14 protein-coding genes and 1 pseudogene are annotated in these 16,085 nt (G+C 61.5%); 13 read left to right on the plus strand and 2 right to left on the minus strand.

The genetic code is table 11. The annotated features are described in order from the left end of the window. Positions 1 to 72: 72 nt before the first annotated feature. Positions 73 to 612, plus strand: coding sequence for a hypothetical protein (locus ACPWMG_RS02760; protein WP_483303141.1), 540 nt, complete (start codon positions 73 to 75; stop codon positions 610 to 612). Positions 613 to 631: 19 nt separating this feature from the next. Here ACPWMG_RS02760 and ACPWMG_RS02765 read toward each other — a convergent pair whose 3' ends face one another. Further along, a complete protein-coding gene (locus tag ACPWMG_RS02765; RefSeq protein WP_483305163.1) occupies positions 632 to 1,348 on the minus strand; it encodes a Crp/Fnr family transcriptional regulator in 717 nt (238 codons plus the stop codon). 208 nt (positions 1,349 to 1,556) lie between these two features. Between ACPWMG_RS02765 and ACPWMG_RS02770 the strand changes: the two genes are divergently transcribed. From ACPWMG_RS02770 to ACPWMG_RS02825, 12 genes and pseudogenes are all read left to right on the plus strand, one after another. Next, positions 1,557 to 3,503: an AMP-dependent synthetase/ligase gene (locus ACPWMG_RS02770; protein WP_483303142.1), complete on the plus strand. Its 1,947-nt coding sequence runs from the start codon at positions 1,557 to 1,559 to the stop codon at positions 3,501 to 3,503. 32 nt (positions 3,504 to 3,535) lie between these two features. Continuing rightward, positions 3,536 to 4,372, plus strand: coding sequence for an ABC transporter ATP-binding protein (locus ACPWMG_RS02775; protein WP_483305164.1), 837 nt, complete (start codon positions 3,536 to 3,538; stop codon positions 4,370 to 4,372). 11 nt (positions 4,373 to 4,383) lie between these two features. After that, positions 4,384 to 5,313, plus strand: coding sequence for a branched-chain amino acid ABC transporter permease (locus tag ACPWMG_RS02780; RefSeq protein WP_483303143.1), 930 nt, complete (start codon positions 4,384 to 4,386; stop codon positions 5,311 to 5,313). A gap of 18 nt (positions 5,314 to 5,331) precedes the next feature. Beyond that, positions 5,332 to 6,408 carry a branched-chain amino acid ABC transporter permease gene (locus ACPWMG_RS02785; protein ID WP_483303144.1) on the plus strand — a complete coding sequence of 359 codons (1,077 nt, stop codon included), beginning with the start codon at positions 5,332 to 5,334 and terminating at the stop codon, positions 6,406 to 6,408. A gap of 47 nt (positions 6,409 to 6,455) precedes the next feature. Then, positions 6,456 to 7,796 (plus strand): ABC transporter substrate-binding protein, encoded by a 1,341-nt coding sequence (locus ACPWMG_RS02790; protein ID WP_483303145.1) that lies wholly within the window; start codon positions 6,456 to 6,458, stop codon positions 7,794 to 7,796. Between the two features lie 80 nt (positions 7,797 to 7,876). After that, the gene (locus ACPWMG_RS02795; protein ID WP_483303146.1) at positions 7,877 to 8,686 is read left to right on the plus strand and encodes an ABC transporter ATP-binding protein; all 810 of its coding nucleotides are present in this window, start codon (positions 7,877 to 7,879) and stop codon (positions 8,684 to 8,686) included. 11 nt (positions 8,687 to 8,697) lie between these two features. Continuing rightward, entirely contained in the window at positions 8,698 to 9,963 is a 1,266-nt protein-coding gene (locus ACPWMG_RS02800) for a phenylacetate--CoA ligase family protein (RefSeq protein ID WP_483303147.1), read from the plus strand. 196 nt (positions 9,964 to 10,159) lie between these two features. Next, positions 10,160 to 11,143, plus strand: a complete 984-nt coding sequence (locus ACPWMG_RS02805; protein ID WP_483303148.1) for a tripartite tricarboxylate transporter substrate-binding protein — start codon at positions 10,160 to 10,162, stop codon at positions 11,141 to 11,143. Between the two features lie 298 nt (positions 11,144 to 11,441). Next, on the plus strand, positions 11,442 to 12,422 hold the full coding sequence (locus ACPWMG_RS02810; protein WP_483303149.1) for a thiamine pyrophosphate-dependent dehydrogenase E1 component subunit alpha: 981 nt from the start codon (positions 11,442 to 11,444) through the stop codon (positions 12,420 to 12,422). Next, positions 12,413 to 13,397 (plus strand): annotated as a pseudogene (locus ACPWMG_RS02815) (alpha-ketoacid dehydrogenase subunit beta). Before ACPWMG_RS02810 ends, ACPWMG_RS02815 begins: the two are co-directional and overlap by 10 nt. Continuing rightward, a complete protein-coding gene (locus tag ACPWMG_RS02820) occupies positions 13,394 to 13,861 on the plus strand; it encodes a MarR family winged helix-turn-helix transcriptional regulator (RefSeq protein WP_483303150.1) in 468 nt (155 codons plus the stop codon). Before ACPWMG_RS02815 ends, ACPWMG_RS02820 begins: the two are co-directional and overlap by 4 nt. Before the next feature lie 86 nt (positions 13,862 to 13,947). Beyond that, complete coding sequence (locus ACPWMG_RS02825; RefSeq protein WP_483303151.1) at positions 13,948 to 14,988, plus strand: Bug family tripartite tricarboxylate transporter substrate binding protein; 1,041 nt, start codon at positions 13,948 to 13,950, stop codon at positions 14,986 to 14,988. A 4-nt stretch (positions 14,989 to 14,992) separates the two neighbouring features. On the opposite strand, the gene ACPWMG_RS02830 is transcribed toward ACPWMG_RS02825, so the two are convergent. Next, positions 14,993 to 15,994: a glycerophosphodiester phosphodiesterase family protein gene (locus tag ACPWMG_RS02830; protein ID WP_483303152.1), complete on the minus strand. Its 1,002-nt coding sequence runs from the start codon at positions 15,992 to 15,994 to the stop codon at positions 14,993 to 14,995. Positions 15,995 to 16,085 lie beyond the last annotated feature (91 nt).

A 16,085-nucleotide genomic window follows, 5' to 3' on the forward strand; every position in this document is an offset into this window, starting at 1 on the left:
AACTGGGCAGCCAAGTCGGACGCCTGCGGCGCCGCTTGCCTTCAACGTTAGGCATCGTAAAGGGAGTGCAGATTGGAGATTCGCAAGCAGCAGTCACATGGCCGCATCGGTGAAGCATGCGTAGCTGCAAAGTGCTGGATGCATGGGATTCCTGCTTACAACACGGCTGGCCTTCGGGCCAACTTTGCGGGCAGTGATCTGATCGTTGATACGCCTGATCCAACGCGCAAACTTCTTATCCAAGTGAAAACGGGCTACAACCCATCACCGGATTGGGTTTATATGACGCAATGTTCCGGTGAGCAAGAGCTTGAGAAGTCGAAATTCGTATCCGACTTTGTTGTCTTTGTGAACCTCGACAAGAAGGCTGGCACCAAGCACTCCCACGATGGGTCTCTGGATTTCCAACACCTGTCGTTCTACGTTTTGCCCCGAGACGAAGCCAACAGGCTCTACCGAGCTGCTCTTGTGAGAGAGCACACTCGCCCTCTGATAAAGACAGGCGGTCAGAGAAAGCTCGGAAACTTGGCCGTAATGGTTGCCGCATCAGAAATGGCCGTCTTTAAAGATGCTTGGCATCTCATCAAGCAGGCAGGCGCGAGCGATGCCTAGTCCTTCCACCGAGAGGACGCTAACCCCCATTCCCCTCAGCCGCATCCGCAGCATTGAGCAGCGCATCCAACCGCAGGACGCGCACGCCGCCGTACTCGATGCGGATGCTGCCTTGCTCCTGCAGCACGTTCAGCGCCTCGTTCACCCGCTGGCGCGACAAACCCACCAGGTAAGCCAACTCTTGCTGCGTGATGCGCAGCGTCTCGCCCACACCGGGGTAGAGCACCGGGTTGAAGAGTGATGCCAGGCTCAGCGCCACGCGCACATCGGGGCTTTGCATGCGGTCGATGGCGCGCGCGGCAATGAACTGCCCTAAGCGTTCGTTCAACTGGTTCATCATGAAGCGGTTGAAACCAATGGAATGGTCGAGCAGCCAGTGGAAGGTGTCCACCGGCAAACCGGCCACCGTGCTTTTGCGCAGCGCCTGGATGTTGTAGCGGTAGGGCTCGCGCTTCAGCGCCGTGCCCTCGCCAAACCAGCCGCCGGGTGGAATGCCGGTGAAGGTCATGGTTTGGCCGTGGGCGTTGTCGCTGCTCATCTTCAGCAAACCATCGACCACACCAAACCAATACGTCACCGGACGGCCCACGCGGCACACGTAGTCGCCTGCCAGCGCGTCGCCCACCAATAGCTCTTGCAACGCGCGTTCGCGTTCCGGCGGCTGCAGCACTTTGAGCCACGGAATGTCGCGAATCTCATCGGCGGTGGGCGGCCGCTTGCGCTGGTGCAGCGGCAGTTCGGCAGCGGGCGTAGCGCCACCCGCCCGCGTGTGGCGCGGAGCAGGAGAGGGCAGCGGCGGGGAGGGTAAGTCCTGGGGAGGAGTCACCCTTAAATTGTCGTTCAAATGACAACGCGGCGTCAAAGTCGAATTTACAGTCGCCTTCAAACGACATGGCGCAAGCGGCGGTTTCCCGCTTTTGGCGACCAGTCCAGAAGGAGACAGAATGCACACGACGTTTCCCGGCCTCTTGCTCCGCCATGCTGCAGAGCGCCCCCAAGCGCCCGCCATGCGCGAAAAAGAGTACGGCATTTGGCAAGTCCACAGTTGGTCGCAAATGGCCAGCCTGGTGGAGCGTGTGGCCTGTGGCCTGGCGCAGTCGGGCTTGACCGCCGGGCAACACATGGTGGTGATCGGTGCCAACCGCCCGCGTTTGTACGCCACCATGCTGGCCGCGCAGTCGCTCGGCGCCATTCCCATTCCGCTGTATCAAGATGCGGTGGGTGCTGAATGTGTGTTTCCCATCAACAATGCCGACGTCTGTTTTGCGATGGTCGAAGACCAGGAGCAGGTCGACAAGCTGCTGGAGATTCGCACGCAGTGCCCGCAACTCGGCACCATCGTGTATGACGACCCACGCGGCCTGCGCAACTACAGCGAGCCGGGCTTGATGTCGATGGACGCGCTGGTCGAGCGCGGCGAGGCCTTTGCCAAATCACATCCCGGCTTTTTTGCTGCGGCGGTAGAGAAGGTATTGCCCGACGATGTGGCCGCCATGTTCTTCACCTCTGGCACCACCGGCAACCCCAAGGGCGTGGTGCACACCCACCGCACCTTGCTTGACCGCGCCGCCGCTGGCGCCAAGTTCGACAACCTGACCGACCATGAAGAAGTGCTGGCCTACATGCCGCTGGCGTGGATCGGGCAAAACATCTTCAGTTACGCGCAGTGGCTGGCCTGTGGTTATGTGGTGAATTGCCCCGAGAGCGCGGGCACCATCAATATCGACCTGAAGGAAATTGGCCCCACTTATTACTTCGCGCCGCCACGCGTGTTTGAAGGCCTGCTGACGGCGGTGATGATCCGCATGGAAGACGCGGGCGCCATCAAGCGCCTCATGTTCCGCAAAGGCATGGATCTGGCGAAACGTGTGGGCCCCGCCTTGATGGATGGCCAGCCCGTGGGTGCGCTGGACCGACTGCTCTACGCCGCAGGCAACCTGATGGTCTACGGCCCGCTGCGCAACAGCCTGGGCTTCAACCGCGTGCGGGTGGCCTACACCGCAGGCGAGGCGATTGGGCCCGACCTGTTCACCTTCTACCGCTCTATCGGCATCAACCTCAAACAGCTCTACGGCTCTACCGAGACCGCCGTGTTTGTGTGCCTGCAGCCCGACAACCAGGCGCGTGCCGACACCGTGGGCATTCCCATCGACGGCGTTGAAATCAAGGTGGCCGAGAACGGCGAAATCCTGGTCAAGTCCGCCGGTTTGCTGAAGGGCTACTACAAGAACCCCACCGCTACCGCCGAGGTGTTGACCGCCGATGGCTGGTACCACACCAGCGACGCCGGCTTCCTGGATGCCAGCGGCCATCTGAAGATCATCGACCGCGTAAAAGACGTGGGCCGCATCAAGGGCGGTGCCAACGACGGCGCCATGTTTGCGCCCAAGTACGTGGAGAACAAGCTCAAGTTCTTCCCACACATCAAGGAAGTGGTGGCCTATGGCGATGGCCGCGAGCGTGTGTGTGTGATGGTGAACATCGACTTCGACGCCGTGGGCAACTGGGCCGAGCGGCGCAACCTGCCGTACGCGGGCTATACCGACCTGGCGCAAAAGCCCGAGGTCTATCAACTCATCCAAGAGTGCATTGAAAAGGTGAATGCCGACCTGGCCAGCGATGCTTTGCTGGCCGGGTCGCAGATCAGCCGCTTCCTGGTGCTGCACAAAGAGCTGGATGCCGACGACGGCGAGCTCACGCGGACCAACAAGGTGCGCCGTGGCTTCATTGCCGAGAAGTACCAACCACTGGTGGATGCGCTGTACGGCGGCAAGGCCTCGCAGTACATTGAAACGGCAGTGAAGTTTGAAGATGGCCGCAGCGGCAGCGTCAGCGCCACGCTGGCGATTGGCGACACCAAAACCTTTGCCCCCGTGAAAGCGGCAGCGTGAACCCCATGAATGCAGTCACCGAGCCCTGGACCATGACGACCAACGCCTCTGCCCATGTCATTGCTGAAGCCGCGCCACCGCCGCAAGACCGCCGCCATTTCGGCGATGTGATCCTCGACGTGGCCAACATCTCTTTGCGCTTCGGCGGCGTGAATGCGCTCACCGACATCTCGTTCAGCGTGCGCGAGCACGAGATCCGCGCCATCATCGGCCCCAACGGCGCGGGCAAAAGCTCCATGCTCAACTGCATCAACGGCGTGTATGCGCCGCAAGACGGCAAGATCACCTTTCGCGGCAAGACCTTCAGCCACATGAACAGCCACCAGGTGGCGCAAATGGGCGTGGGCCGCACCTTCCAGAACCTGGCGCTGTTCAAAGGCATGAGTGTGCTGGACAACATCATGTCCGGCCGCAACCTGAAGATTAAAAGCAACCTGTTTTGGCAAGCGCTGCGCATCGGCCCGGCCGAGCGCGAAGAGATTCGCCACCGCGAAGTGGTGGAGCGCATCATCGACTTTCTGGAGATCCAGGCCTACCGCAAAACGCCCGTGGGCCAGTTGCCCTACGGCCTGCAAAAACGTGTGGACTTGGGGCGCGCCTTGGCGATGGAACCGCAAGTGTTGCTGCTCGACGAGCCCATGGCCGGCATGAACGTCGAAGAGAAACAAGACATGTGCCGTTTCGTGCTCGACGTGAACGACGAGTTTGGCACCACCGTGGTGTTGATCGAGCACGACATGGGCGTGGTGATGGACATCAGCGACCGCGTGGTGGTGCTCGACTACGGCAAGAAGATTGGCGACGGCACACCCGAAGAAGTGCGCAACAACCCCGACGTGATCCGCGCCTACCTAGGCACTTCCCATTAAGGACCACAGCCATGGCATTTTTTCTAGAAACATTGCTCGGCGGCTTGATGGCCGGCATGTTGTATTCGCTGGTGGCGCTGGGCTTTGTGTTGATCTACAAAGCCTCGGGGGTGTTCAACTTCGCGCAAGGCGCAATGGTGCTGTTTGCCGCTTTGGCGATGGCGCGTTTCGCGCTGTGGATTCCCGAATGGACGGGCATCACGTCGGTCTGGCTGGCCAACGTGCTGGCGTTTGCGGTGGCCGGCGTGATCATGTTCGCCGTGGCTTGGTCGATTGAAAAACTGGTGCTTCGCCATCTGGTGAACCAGGAGGGCGCCACGTTGCTCATGGCCACCTTGGGCATCACCTATTTTCTCGAAGGTCTGGGCCAGACGCTGTTTGGCAGCAGCATCTACAAGATCGACATCGGCATGCCCAAAGACCCGATCTTTGTGCTGGAAGGTGTGTTCCAAGGCGGCGTATTGATCAACCCAGAAGACGTGATTGCCGCCGCCATTGCTGCCGCGCTGGTGATTGCGCTAAGCATCTTTTTCCAGAAAACCACCACCGGCCGTGCACTGCGGGCCGTGGCCGACGATCACCAGGCCGCGCAGTCCATCGGCATTCCGTTGAACCACATCTGGGTGGTGGTGTGGTGTGTGGCGGGCGTGGTGGCGCTGGTGGCCGGGATGATCTGGGGCAGCAAGCTGGGTGTGCAGTTTTCGCTGACCACGGTGGCGCTGCGGGCCTTGCCGGTGGTGATCCTGGGCGGGCTCACCTCGGTACCCGGCGCGATCATCGGCGGCCTGATCATCGGCGTGGGCGAGAAGCTGTCTGAGGTGTACCTCGGCCCATTGGTGGGTGGAGGTATCGAGATCTGGTTTGCGTATGTGTTGGCACTTGGCTTTTTGTTGATACGGCCTCAGGGCTTGTTCGGCGAAAAGATCATCGACCGCGTTTGAACACAAGAGGCACACAACATGCTCTACAGAGAAAACGGCCAATACAAAACCAGCTACCGCGCGGATCAGCAGATCTTCGCGATTGCGCAAGACCGCTGGGCTATGCTGGCGCTGCTGGCGGTGGCGTTCATCGTCGTGCCAGCGTTCGCCAGCGACTACCTTTTTCGTGCCATCTTGATTCCCTTCCTCATCATGGCCTTGGCCGCGTTGGGGGTGAACATTTTGGTGGGCTACTGCGGGCAGATCTCGCTGGGCTCGGGCGCGTTCATGGCAGTGGGGGCTTACGGCGCCTACAACTTCTTCGTGCGTGTGCCCGGCATGCCGCTCATTCCGGCGTTGATTCTGGGGGGCTTATGTGCCACGGCATTCGGCATTCTGTTTGGGCTGCCAAGCTTGCGTGTGAAGGGCTTGTATTTGGCGGTGGCCACACTCGCAGCGCAGTTCTTCAGCGACTGGATGTTCCTGCGCATCAAGTGGTTTGTGAACGACTCGACTTCGGGCTCGGTGTCGGTCAACAGTTTGCAGGTGTTTGGCCTGCCGATTGAAAGCGCGGTCAGCAAATATCTGTTCTGCCTGGTGCTGTTGGCGGTGATCGCTCTGCTGGCAAAGAACCTGGTGCGTGGCGCCATTGGCCGCGAGTGGATGGCGATTCGCGACATGGACGTGGCGGCCGCCGTCATCGGCATTCGCCCCATGTACGCCAAGCTCACGGCGTTTGCCGTCAGCTCGTTCATCGTGGGGGTGGCGGGCGCCTTGTGGGCCTTTGTGCACCTGGGGGCGTGGGAGCCTGCGGCGTTCTCGGTCGACCAGTCTTTCCGCCTGTTGTTCATGGTGATCATCGGCGGCCTGGGCTCGATCTCGGGCGCGTTTTTTGGCGCGGCTTTCATCATCGTGCTGCCGGTGGTGCTGAGCCAGTTGCTGCCCGCCATCGCATCGCTTTTTGGTGTGGAGATGTCCACGGCCACGGTGTCGCATGCCGAGCTGATGGTGTTCGGCGGGCTGATCGTGTGGTTCTTGATTGTGGAGCCGCACGGCCTGGCCAAGCTGTGGGCCATTGGGCGGCAGAAGCTGCGCATCTGGCCGTTCCCTCATTGATGCAAGTCGGGTCGTTTGGTAGGTTCTAAACATAAGGAGAGAGACAAATGAAGCTTCAACACTTACGCAAGCTGGTGCTTGCCGTGGCCGCCGTGGCGGCAGGTGCGTCTGCCATGCTCAGCACGCCCGCGTGGGCGCAGGCCAAAGAGCAGTTCTTCCCGTTGTTGTCGTACCGCACCGGGCCGTATGCGCCCAACGGTGTGCCGTGGGCCAACGGCAAGCAAGATTATTTGAAGTTGATCAACGCCCGCGATGGTGGCGTCAACGGTGTGAAGCTCACCTACGAAGAATGCGAAACCGGCTACGCCACCGACCGTGGTGTGGAGTGCTACGAACGCCTGAAGGGCCGGCCCGGCGTGGCCTTGTTCGACCCGCAAGCGACGGGCATCACTTTCGCATTGACGGAGAAGGCACCGGTCGACAAAGTGCCTTTGCTCACGCTGGGCTATGGCCTGTCGGTGGCACAAGACGGCATGGCCTTCAAGTGGAACTTCCCGCTGATGGGCAGCTACTGGACGGGCGCCGACATTCTGATCCAGCACCTGGGCAAAAAAGAAGGTGGCCTGGACAAGCTCAAGGGCAAAAAGATTGCCTTGGTGTACCACGACTCGCCATTCGGCAAAGAGCCGATTCCGCTGCTGCAAGAGCGCGCCAAGATGCACGGCTTTGAGCTGCAGATGATCCCGGTGACCGCGCCCGGCGTGGAGCAAAAATCTGCCTGGCTGCAAGTGCGCCAAAGCCGCCCTGACTACGTGTTGTTGTGGGGCTGGGGCGTGATGAACTCCACCGCGCTGAAAGAAGCCCAAGCCACGGGTTATCCGCGCGACAAGATGTATGGCGTGTGGTGGGCCGGTGCCGAGCCTGATGTGAAAGACGTGGGCGAAGGCGCCAAGGGCTACAACGCGTTGGCGCTCAACACCTCGGGCACACAGCCCAAGGTGATCCAGGACATCCTGAAGTACGTGCACGACAAGGGGCAGGGCACAGGGCCTAAGGACGAAGTCGGTTCGGTGCTCTACACGCGCGGTGTGATCATCCAGATGCTCTCTATTGAGGCCGTGCGCCGCGCGCAAGAGCGCTTTGGCAAGGGCAAGGTCATGACCGGCGAGCAAGTGCGCTGGGGCCTGGAAAACCTGGCGCTCGACCAGAAGCGTTTGGACGAACTGGGCCTGGCCGGCGTGATGCGCCCGCTCAGCACCTCGTGTGCCGACCACATGGGCTCCACCTGGGCGCGTGTGCAAACCTGGGACGGCCAGAAGTGGAGCTTCAGTTCGGACTTCATCCAGGCTGACGAGCAGATCTTGAAGCCCATGGTGAAGGCTGGCGCCGAGAAGTACCTGGGCGACAAAAAGATGACGCGCCGCGAGGTCGCGGATTGCCAGTCTTGAGCTGACTCAGACGTGTCTGCATCACCCGGCTGCTGTGGCGGCGGGGTGGTGTGGGCTCCCTCATTGGTTATGGACACCCCATGGACAACACCAACATCGTTCTCAACGTCAACGGCATCGAGGTCATCTACAACCATGTGATCCTGGTGCTCAAAGGCGTGTCGCTGCGCGTGCCGGAAGGCGGCATCGTGGCGCTGCTGGGTGGCAACGGCGCGGGCAAAACCACCACGCTGCGTGCCATCTCCAACCTGCTGAAAGGCGAGCGCGGTGAGGTCACCAAGGGTTCGATCGAACTGCGTGGCGACCGCATTGAAAACTTGAGCCCCGCCGATTTGGTGCGGCGTGGTGTGGTGCAGGTGATGGAAGGGCGGCATTGTTTTGCCCACCTCACCATTGAAGAAAACCTGTTGACCGGCTCGTACACCCGCACCAGCAAGGGCGAGATTTCGGCCAACCTGGAGAAGGTCTACAACTACTTTCCGCGCCTGAAAACGCGGCGCACTTCGCAAGCCGCTTATACGTCGGGTGGCGAACAGCAAATGTGCGCCATTGGCCGGGCCATCATGTCCAGCCCCAGCATGGTGCTGCTCGATGAACCGTCGATGGGCCTGGCGCCGCAGATTGTGGAAGAGGTGTTCAACATCGTGCAGGATCTGAACAAAAAAGAGAAGGTGACCTTTTTGCTGGCCGAGCAAAACACCGGCATGGCGCTGCGTTATGCCGACTACGGCTACATCCTGGAGAGCGGCCGCATCGTGATGGATGGCGCCGCCAGCGACCTGGCCAGCAACGAAGACGTGAAAGAGTTTTACCTGGGTGTGGGCAGCGGTGAACGCAAGAGTTTCCGCGATGCCAAAAGTTATAAACGCCGCAAACGCTGGCTGGCCTGAGGCACAAGCGCATGACTGCTTTCTACGACAACTTAGAGGCGCGCTCGCCCAGCCAACGCGAGGCGGAGCAGATGTCTGCGCTGCGCCAGCAACTGGTGCACGCGCAGATTGAGACGCCGGCCTTTGCCGACGTCTTGCGTGGCGTAGACCCTTACGCCATTGATTCACGTGCAGCGCTGGCGCAACTGCCGGTGACGCGGAAATACGAACTGCTGGCGCGCCAACAAGCGCAGCGCGCCGAGGCTACCCGTTCGCCCGGCTACCCCTTCGGCGGATTCAGCGCCATTGGCTACGGCGCGTCCATGCCGCGCATCTTTGCCAGCCCCGGCACCATCTACGAACCCGAAGGCACGCGGCGCGACTACTGGCGCATGGCGCGCGCCATGTACGCCGCAGGTTTTCGGCCGGGCGAGTTGATCCACAACTGCTTCAGCTACCACTTCGTGCCTGCGGGCTCGATGATGGAAACCGGTGCCCACGCCTTGGGCTGCACCGTGTTTGCGGGTGGCACTGGCCAGACCGAACAGCAGGTGCAGGCCATGGTTGATCTGGCCCCGGCGGGCTACATCGGTACGCCGAGCTTCTTGAAGATCATTCTGGAGAAAGCCGCAGAGATGCAGCGGCCGTTGCCGTCGGTGACCAAGGCGCTGGTGTCGGGCGAAGCTTGCCCGCCGTCACTGCGCGACTGGTTTGCCGCACAGGGTGTGGCCGCATACCAGTGTTATGCGTCTGCCGATCTGGGGCTTATCGCTTATGAGACCAGCGCCCGTGACGGCTTGGTGCTGGACGAAGGCGTGGTGGTGGAAATTGTGCGCCCCGGCACCGGTGACCCCGTGCCCGAGGGCGAAGTGGGCGAACTGGTGGTCACGACGCTGAATGCCGATTACCCACTGATCCGCTTCGGTACAGGCGACCTTTCGGCCGTGTTGCCGGGCCAGTGCCCTACCGGGCGTACCAACACGCGCATCAAAGGCTGGATGGGCCGTGCCGACCAAACCACCAAGGTGCGCGGCATGTTTGTGCACCCCGGCCAGGTGGCCGAAGTGTTGAAGCGTTTTCCTGAAGCGGGCCGTGCACGTTTGGTGGTGGCCGGTGAAATGGCAAACGACACCATGACCCTACACGTGGAGGTGCCCTCGGCGCCCGAGGGCCTGGGCGAACGCATTGGCGAAGCCATTCGTGACGTGACCAAACTGCGTGGCGATGTGATGTTCGCCACCCCCGGCAGCCTGCCCAACGACGGGCGTGTGATTGAAGACGCGCGTAGCTACAAATGAGATGAGTGCTCAGCAATATTTCGATATGGTGGATGCTATCTAAAAGATAGCTTCTCGCGCTGTTGCAGAGCCGCATGTGGCGACGATTTTCTTAAATCGCCCCATCAAATGTGCGGCCTTTCTTTAGGTAAATCCCTCGGGTGGAGTGACACCTGCGCGGGCTAATATCGCGCCACATTTTTAGGGAGCGATATCCATGAAGAAACTTGCAGCTATTGCCTTGGCCACTTTGTCTTTCTGCGCCGTGTCATCGGTCCAAGCGGCCGATTACCCAACGAAGCCGATCAGCATCGTGGTGCCGTTTGCGGCCGGTGGCCCGACCGACCGTGTCGCGCGCGACCTGGCCGAATCGCTGCGCAAGCAGCTCGGCGGCGTGAGCATTCTGGTGGACAACGTGGCCGGTGCCGGCAGCTCCATCGGCGCAGCCAAGGTGGCGCGCGCCGCACCCGACGGCTACACCCTGCTGTTGAACCACATTGCCATGTCCACCATGCCCGGCTTGGTGCGCAATCTGCCGTTCAAGGTTGAGTCCGACTTTGAATACCTGGGCATCGTCAACGACGTGCCGATGACGTTGATCGCCAAGCCGACCATGGCGGCCAATAACTTTGGCGAACTGCAAACCTGGATCGCTGCCAACAAGGGCAAGATCAACCTGGGCAACGCGGGTGTGGGCTCGGCCTCGCACCTGTGCGGCCTGTTGTTCCAAAGCGCCATGGCGACCGATATGACCCCCGTGCCCTACAAAGGAACGGCCCCTGCCATTGCCGACCTGATTGGTGGTCAGATTGACCTGCTGTGTGATCAAACGACCAACACCACGGGCCAGATCGAAGGCAAGAAGGTCAAGGCTTATGCTGTGACCACCGCCAAGCGCCTGACCACACCGGCGTTGAAGGATTTGCCCACATTGCAAGAGGCCGGTTTGAAGGGCTTTGAGGTCACCATCTGGCACGGGCTGTACGCGCCCAAGGGCACGCCCGCCGATGTGTTGGCCAAGGTCAACGCGGCCTTGAAGGCTTCGTTGAAGGACCCCGAGTTCGTGAAGAAGCAGGAAGGTTTGGGCGCTGTGGTCGCGACCGACAAGCGTGTGGAGCCGGCCGAGCACAAGAAGTTTGTGGCTGCAGAGATTGCCAGGTGGACCCCCATCATCAAGGCTGCTGGCGTCTACGCTGACTAAAATAAAGACGGACAGCGAGGCATTGCGCTAGGAACAATGTCACCAAAACTCCCGTCTCAAAGCCCCTGCGCCCCGGCCAGGGGCTTTTTTTTGCCTGAATTCTGATAAATGTCATGGCCGCTATGAGGCCGCTGTAGCGGCACAGCCGGAGCGGGTTAGCCCTCAGCGGGAAAGTCCTGGGGCACCAAGTTGGTAACGATCGTTACGATTTTGACGATCCGCTAAACACCTGGTGCCAACCCGTCTCGCCGTGACAACACATACCGATCACCAAATTTGTATCGCTTTGTACCGCACCATGGTGCGTATACGGGCCTTTGAAAACGCCGCTGAAATTGCCAGCCAAGGTGGCGTGAGTGCCTATGGTCAGAGTGCTGCGGGCACGGCGCAGGTGCGCGGTCCGCTGCATCTCTCTACCGGGCAGGAAGCTGTGCCTGCGGGCGTATGCGCGCATTTGCGGGCCGACGACTACCTGACCTCTACCCATCGCGGCCACGGCCATACGCTGGCCAAAGGTGCCGACCTCACGCGCATGATGTGTGAGCTGTTTGGCAAGGCCACGGGGTTCAACGGCGGTAAGGGCGGTTCGATGCACATCGCCGACTTTTCGGTGGGCATGCTCGGCGCCAACGGTGTGGTGGCCGCAGGTTTGCCGATTGCTGTGGGCGCGGCACATGCGCAAAAGCTGCAGGGGCAGAACGGCAGAAGCGCCATCACCGTTTGCTTTTTTGGCGACGGTGCCATCAACCGCGGCCCATTTCTGGAAGCGCTGAACTGGGCGCGTGTGTACGACCTGCCGGTGCTGTTTGTCTGCGAAGACAACCGCTGGAGCGCGACCACCGCCAGCGGCCCCATGACGGCGGGCGAGGGCGCCTCTGCGCGCGCGGTAAGCCTGGGCATCCCCGCCACGCAGGTCGATGGCAACGATGTGTTGGCGGTGCACCGAGTGGCTGCTGAGTTGGTGCAGGCGGTGCGTGATGGCCGTGGTCCACAACTACTGCACGCGCTCACCTACCGCGTGAAAGGCCATGTGTCGGTAGACCCAGCGGCGTATCGCGACCCTGCTGAACTGGAGGCCGCGTTGAAGACTGATCCACTGCTACGTGCACGCGCCCATTGGCAGGCTGCTGGCCGCGATCCGGCAGTGCTGGACCAACTGGAGGCCGAGGCCCGCGCCGAGGTGGACGCCGCCTTGGCGGAAGCCACCGCCGCACCCTGGCCCGCTGCCACCGACGCCTACACCGACGTACAAACCACCGGAGCCGGCACATGGTATTGAACGAATTGCGCACGGAAACGTTGACCTATGCACAGGCCGCTGCCTTGGCCGTGCAGCACGAAATGGAGCTGGACGCCAACGTGGTGGTGCTCGGCGAAGACGTGGGCCGTGGCGGCATCTTTGGCCAGTACAAAGGTTTGCAGCAACGCTTTGGCACCAGCCGCATCATCGACACGCCCATCAGCGAGGCCGCCATCATGGGCGCCGGTGTGGGCATGGCGTTGGCGGGCCTGCGGCCGGTGGTGGAAATGCGCGTGGTCGACTTCGCGCTGTGTGGCATGGACGAGATCGTTAACCAGGCCGCGAAGAACCGCTTCATGTTTGGCGGGCAGGGCCGTGTGCCCTTGGTGGCGCGTATGCCCAACGGCATTTGGGATGCATCGGCCGGGCAGCATTCGCAGTCATTGGAAGCCTTGGTTTGCGCACTTGCCCGGTGTGGCCGTGGTGTGCCCGTCCACCCCGCAAGACAACTACTCGCTGCTGCGTGCGGCCATGCAGTCCGGCGACCCGGTGGTCTACATGGAGCACAAAACCTTGTGGGGCAGCACGGGTGAAGTGCAAACCGATTTACACATTCCGCTGGGCTTGGCAGCGCGTCGCCACACGGGGAGCGATCTGACGTTGGTGAGCTGGGGTAAACAAGCGCTGGTGTGTGAACAGGCCTGTGTTGCGCTGGCCGCGTTGGGGGTGCAGGTGGATTGCCTGGACCTGCGCACCATCTGGCCATGGGATCGTGCCACGGTGCTGGAATCCACCGCGCGCACCGGCAAGCTGCTGGTGGTGCACGAAGCGGTGCAGGCCGGTGGCTTTGGTGCGGAGATTGCGGCGACCGCCGCCGAGGCCACCGGCTGCCGCATCAAACGCCTGGGAGCACCGCGCATCCCCGTGGGTTATGCGCCTGTGTTGGAGTCGCAGTCGCGCGTGACGGTAGAGATGGTGGTGGCCGAGGCACGCGCCTTGGCCGGTGTGGTGTGAACTCTAAAACCAAGCTGAAGGACACCGCCGTACCCGCTGTGGAGGCATCGGTGTTCTTCAAGCTGGTGCGGGTGGTCAACCTTACTGCGCGGCCGTTTCAAGAGAACGTGGGGCGGCAATATCAGCTGACGCTCAACGAATGGCGTGTGCTGGCCGCCTTGGCACAGCATGCCGACGTGACGGCGATGGATGTGGCCGATCTCACAGGCTTGGACAAGATGTCGGTGAGCCGCGCGCTGCGTGGGCTGGAGCAACGAGGCCGACTGCAAACCCAGACGCTGGAGAGTGACTTGCGCAAGCGCCAGCTTCACGTCACGCCTGCTGGCCGTGCGTTGTTCGACGAGGTGTGGCCGCTGGCGCAACAACGCGAGGCCACGCTGTTTGCCGACTTGCCAGCGGCTGAGTTGGCGCAACTCGGCGCGGTGCTCGACAAGTTGGTGGCCTCGGTGCGCAGCCAGCGTTAGAGTGTGTCGGCACGCCGGGTTTTCCACCTTTGCCGCTAGGCGCGCGGCCTTTAAAAGTGATGGCAACACAAGGAGGAGACCCCTGCATGCCGTCACATCGTTCCCCGTCCCATCGTTCCTCATTACGCCCGCGCCGCCAACTGTTGATCGGCGCTGCCAGCCTAGTTGCCGCAGCTGCCTTGCCTACCGTAGCCTGGAGCCAAGCCGCATGGCCCACCAAGTCGGTGCGCATCGTGGTGCCTTTCCCGCCGGGCGGCACCACCGACATCTTGGCGCGCGCCATGGCCGCAGAGTTGACGCGAGCGTTCAACCAGCCCTTTGTGGTGGACAACCGTGCGGGCGCTGGCGGCAACATCGGCTCTGAGTTGGTGGCCAAGTCGCCGCCCGACGGCTATACCTTGCTGATGGGCACGGTGGGCACCCACGGCATCAACAAGGCGCTGTACGACAAGTTGGGGTTTGACCCGGTGAAGGACTTTGCGCCCATCACACTGGTGGCTGGTGTACCCAACGTCATGGTCGTCAATGCCGAAAAGGCCAAGGCCATGGGCATTGAAAACGTGGCCGATTTCATCCGTTATGCCAAGGCGCATCCGGGCAAGTTGAACATGGCTTCCAGCGGCAACGGTACGTCCATCCACATGGCGGGCGAGTTGTTCAAGGCCATGACCGGCACCTACATGACGCACTTTCCGTACCGTGGCTCGGGCCCGGCGTTGATGGACATGGTGGGCGGCACCATGGATGTGATGTTCGACAACCTGCCGTCGTCCATGCAGCAGATCAAGGCCGGCAAGCTAAAGGCATTGGCCGTGACCAGCGCGCAGCGTTCTGCCGCGTTGCCTGATGTGCCCACGGTGGAAGAAGCCGGTGGCCAGGCGCTCAAGGGTTTTGAGGCCAGCTCGTGGTTTGGTTTGTTGGCTCCTGCTGGCACACCGCCGGACATCGTCAACGCCGTGCAGCGTGAAGTGGCCAAGGCGATCGCCACGCCAGCCGTCAAAGAAAAGATGCTGGCGCAGGGCGCGATTCCGAGCGGTAACACGCCGCAGGAGTTCGCGCAGCTGATCGACTCGGAACTGAAAAAGTGGGCGCCCGTGGTGAAAACCTCGGGCGCGAAGGTCGACTAATCGATTACTTGGCTTTGACGAAGGCGTCACGTGCCTTCACGGCCAGGTCGGTGTAGTTGGAGAACATACCGTCCATGCCCATGTCGAGGTACTTCTTGTACTCGGCCGCAGCCAGCGTAGCGTCGGCTTGCGCAAACGTCCAGCCGTGCACCTTCAAACCGGCGGCGTGCGCTTGGTCGATGTAGGCCTTGGTGATGGGGTAGGCGGTGTAGTTGATCACTACGCCAATGCCCGACACAAACGCCGCAGCTTCTTTCATGGTCAACAGCGAGGTCGGCGTGGTGGTCACAGCCACACGTGCCAGGCCATCAGTGCCCATGACGGCTGCGCCGAGCAGGATTTGAGGGTACTGCACGCCTTGGGCCGTGCCCTTGGTGCGCATGCTACGCAGTGTGGCGTCGCTGAACGACTGCACGAACAGCTTGCTGGTGCTGGTGTAGTTGTTCTTGATGAGCGTGCTCAGAATCGCATTTTCCATGGCCGGGTCGGCTTGCTTGGCTTCTGGGTACACCCCCACGCGTGCCGATTGGAAGCTCAGTCGTTCGGCCAAGTCCAGTACTTCTTGGAAAGTAGGAACGGTCCAGGGCGACGTGCTCGATGGCGTGAACCCGGAGTAGCTGGTCTTACCCGTGCCGGTGGGCTGCACGGTCAGGGTTTTGATTTCGGCCAGGGTGAAGTCGGCCACCTTGTAGGCGTTGTTGCGCTTGGCGAACAACGAGGCCACGTTGGTGGTGCGCTCCAGCGTGTCATCGTGCATGGCGACCAGCGCGCCGTCTTTGGTGAGCTGCAGATCGGGCTCGATGAAGTCTGCGCCCAGGCGCACTGCCAACTCGTAGCCACCCAGTGTGTGCTCGGGCAAATAGCCACTGGCGCCACGGTGCGCAATCACCACCGGTTGGGTGCTGGTGTAGTTGGTGTTGCTGCTGATGTTGCCATCACCGCCGCCACCGCAGGCGCTCAGGCCAACGGCCGCGAGCAAGGCGATCAAAGTCATTCGTTTTTGCATTTTCCGCTCCCCTTGTTGTTAAACCAACAACGTTAAGAGGGCGCCGTGACGAGGTTATGACAGCAAGGCGAGCGAGTGTGCCCAAGCGCTG

The sequence above is a fragment of the Hydrophilobacter chitinilyticus genome, assembly GCF_049860745.1.
Taxonomy (GTDB): Bacteria; Pseudomonadota; Gammaproteobacteria; order Burkholderiales; family Burkholderiaceae_C; genus Rhodoferax_B.

Coding starts and splice junctions, on each gene's coding strand:
- ACPWMG_RS02770 (WP_483303142.1), top strand. CDS start 1,557: ATGCACACGACGTTTCCCGGCCTCTTGCTCCGCCATGCTGCAGAGCGC.
- ACPWMG_RS02775 (WP_483305164.1), top strand. CDS start 3,536: ATGACGACCAACGCCTCTGCCCATGTCATTGCTGAAGCCGCGCCACCG.
- ACPWMG_RS02780 (WP_483303143.1), top strand. CDS start 4,384: ATGGCATTTTTTCTAGAAACATTGCTCGGCGGCTTGATGGCCGGCATG.
- ACPWMG_RS02785 (WP_483303144.1), top strand. CDS start 5,332: ATGCTCTACAGAGAAAACGGCCAATACAAAACCAGCTACCGCGCGGAT.
- ACPWMG_RS02790 (WP_483303145.1), top strand. CDS start 6,456: ATGAAGCTTCAACACTTACGCAAGCTGGTGCTTGCCGTGGCCGCCGTG.
- ACPWMG_RS02795 (WP_483303146.1), top strand. CDS start 7,877: ATGGACAACACCAACATCGTTCTCAACGTCAACGGCATCGAGGTCATC.
- ACPWMG_RS02800 (WP_483303147.1), top strand. CDS start 8,698: ATGACTGCTTTCTACGACAACTTAGAGGCGCGCTCGCCCAGCCAACGC.
- ACPWMG_RS02805 (WP_483303148.1), top strand. CDS start 10,160: ATGAAGAAACTTGCAGCTATTGCCTTGGCCACTTTGTCTTTCTGCGCC.
- ACPWMG_RS02810 (WP_483303149.1), top strand. CDS start 11,442: ATGGTGCGTATACGGGCCTTTGAAAACGCCGCTGAAATTGCCAGCCAA.
- ACPWMG_RS02825 (WP_483303151.1), top strand. CDS start 13,948: ATGCCGTCACATCGTTCCCCGTCCCATCGTTCCTCATTACGCCCGCGC.
- ACPWMG_RS02830 (WP_483303152.1), bottom strand. CDS start 15,994: ATGCAAAAACGAATGACTTTGATCGCCTTGCTCGCGGCCGTTGGCCTG.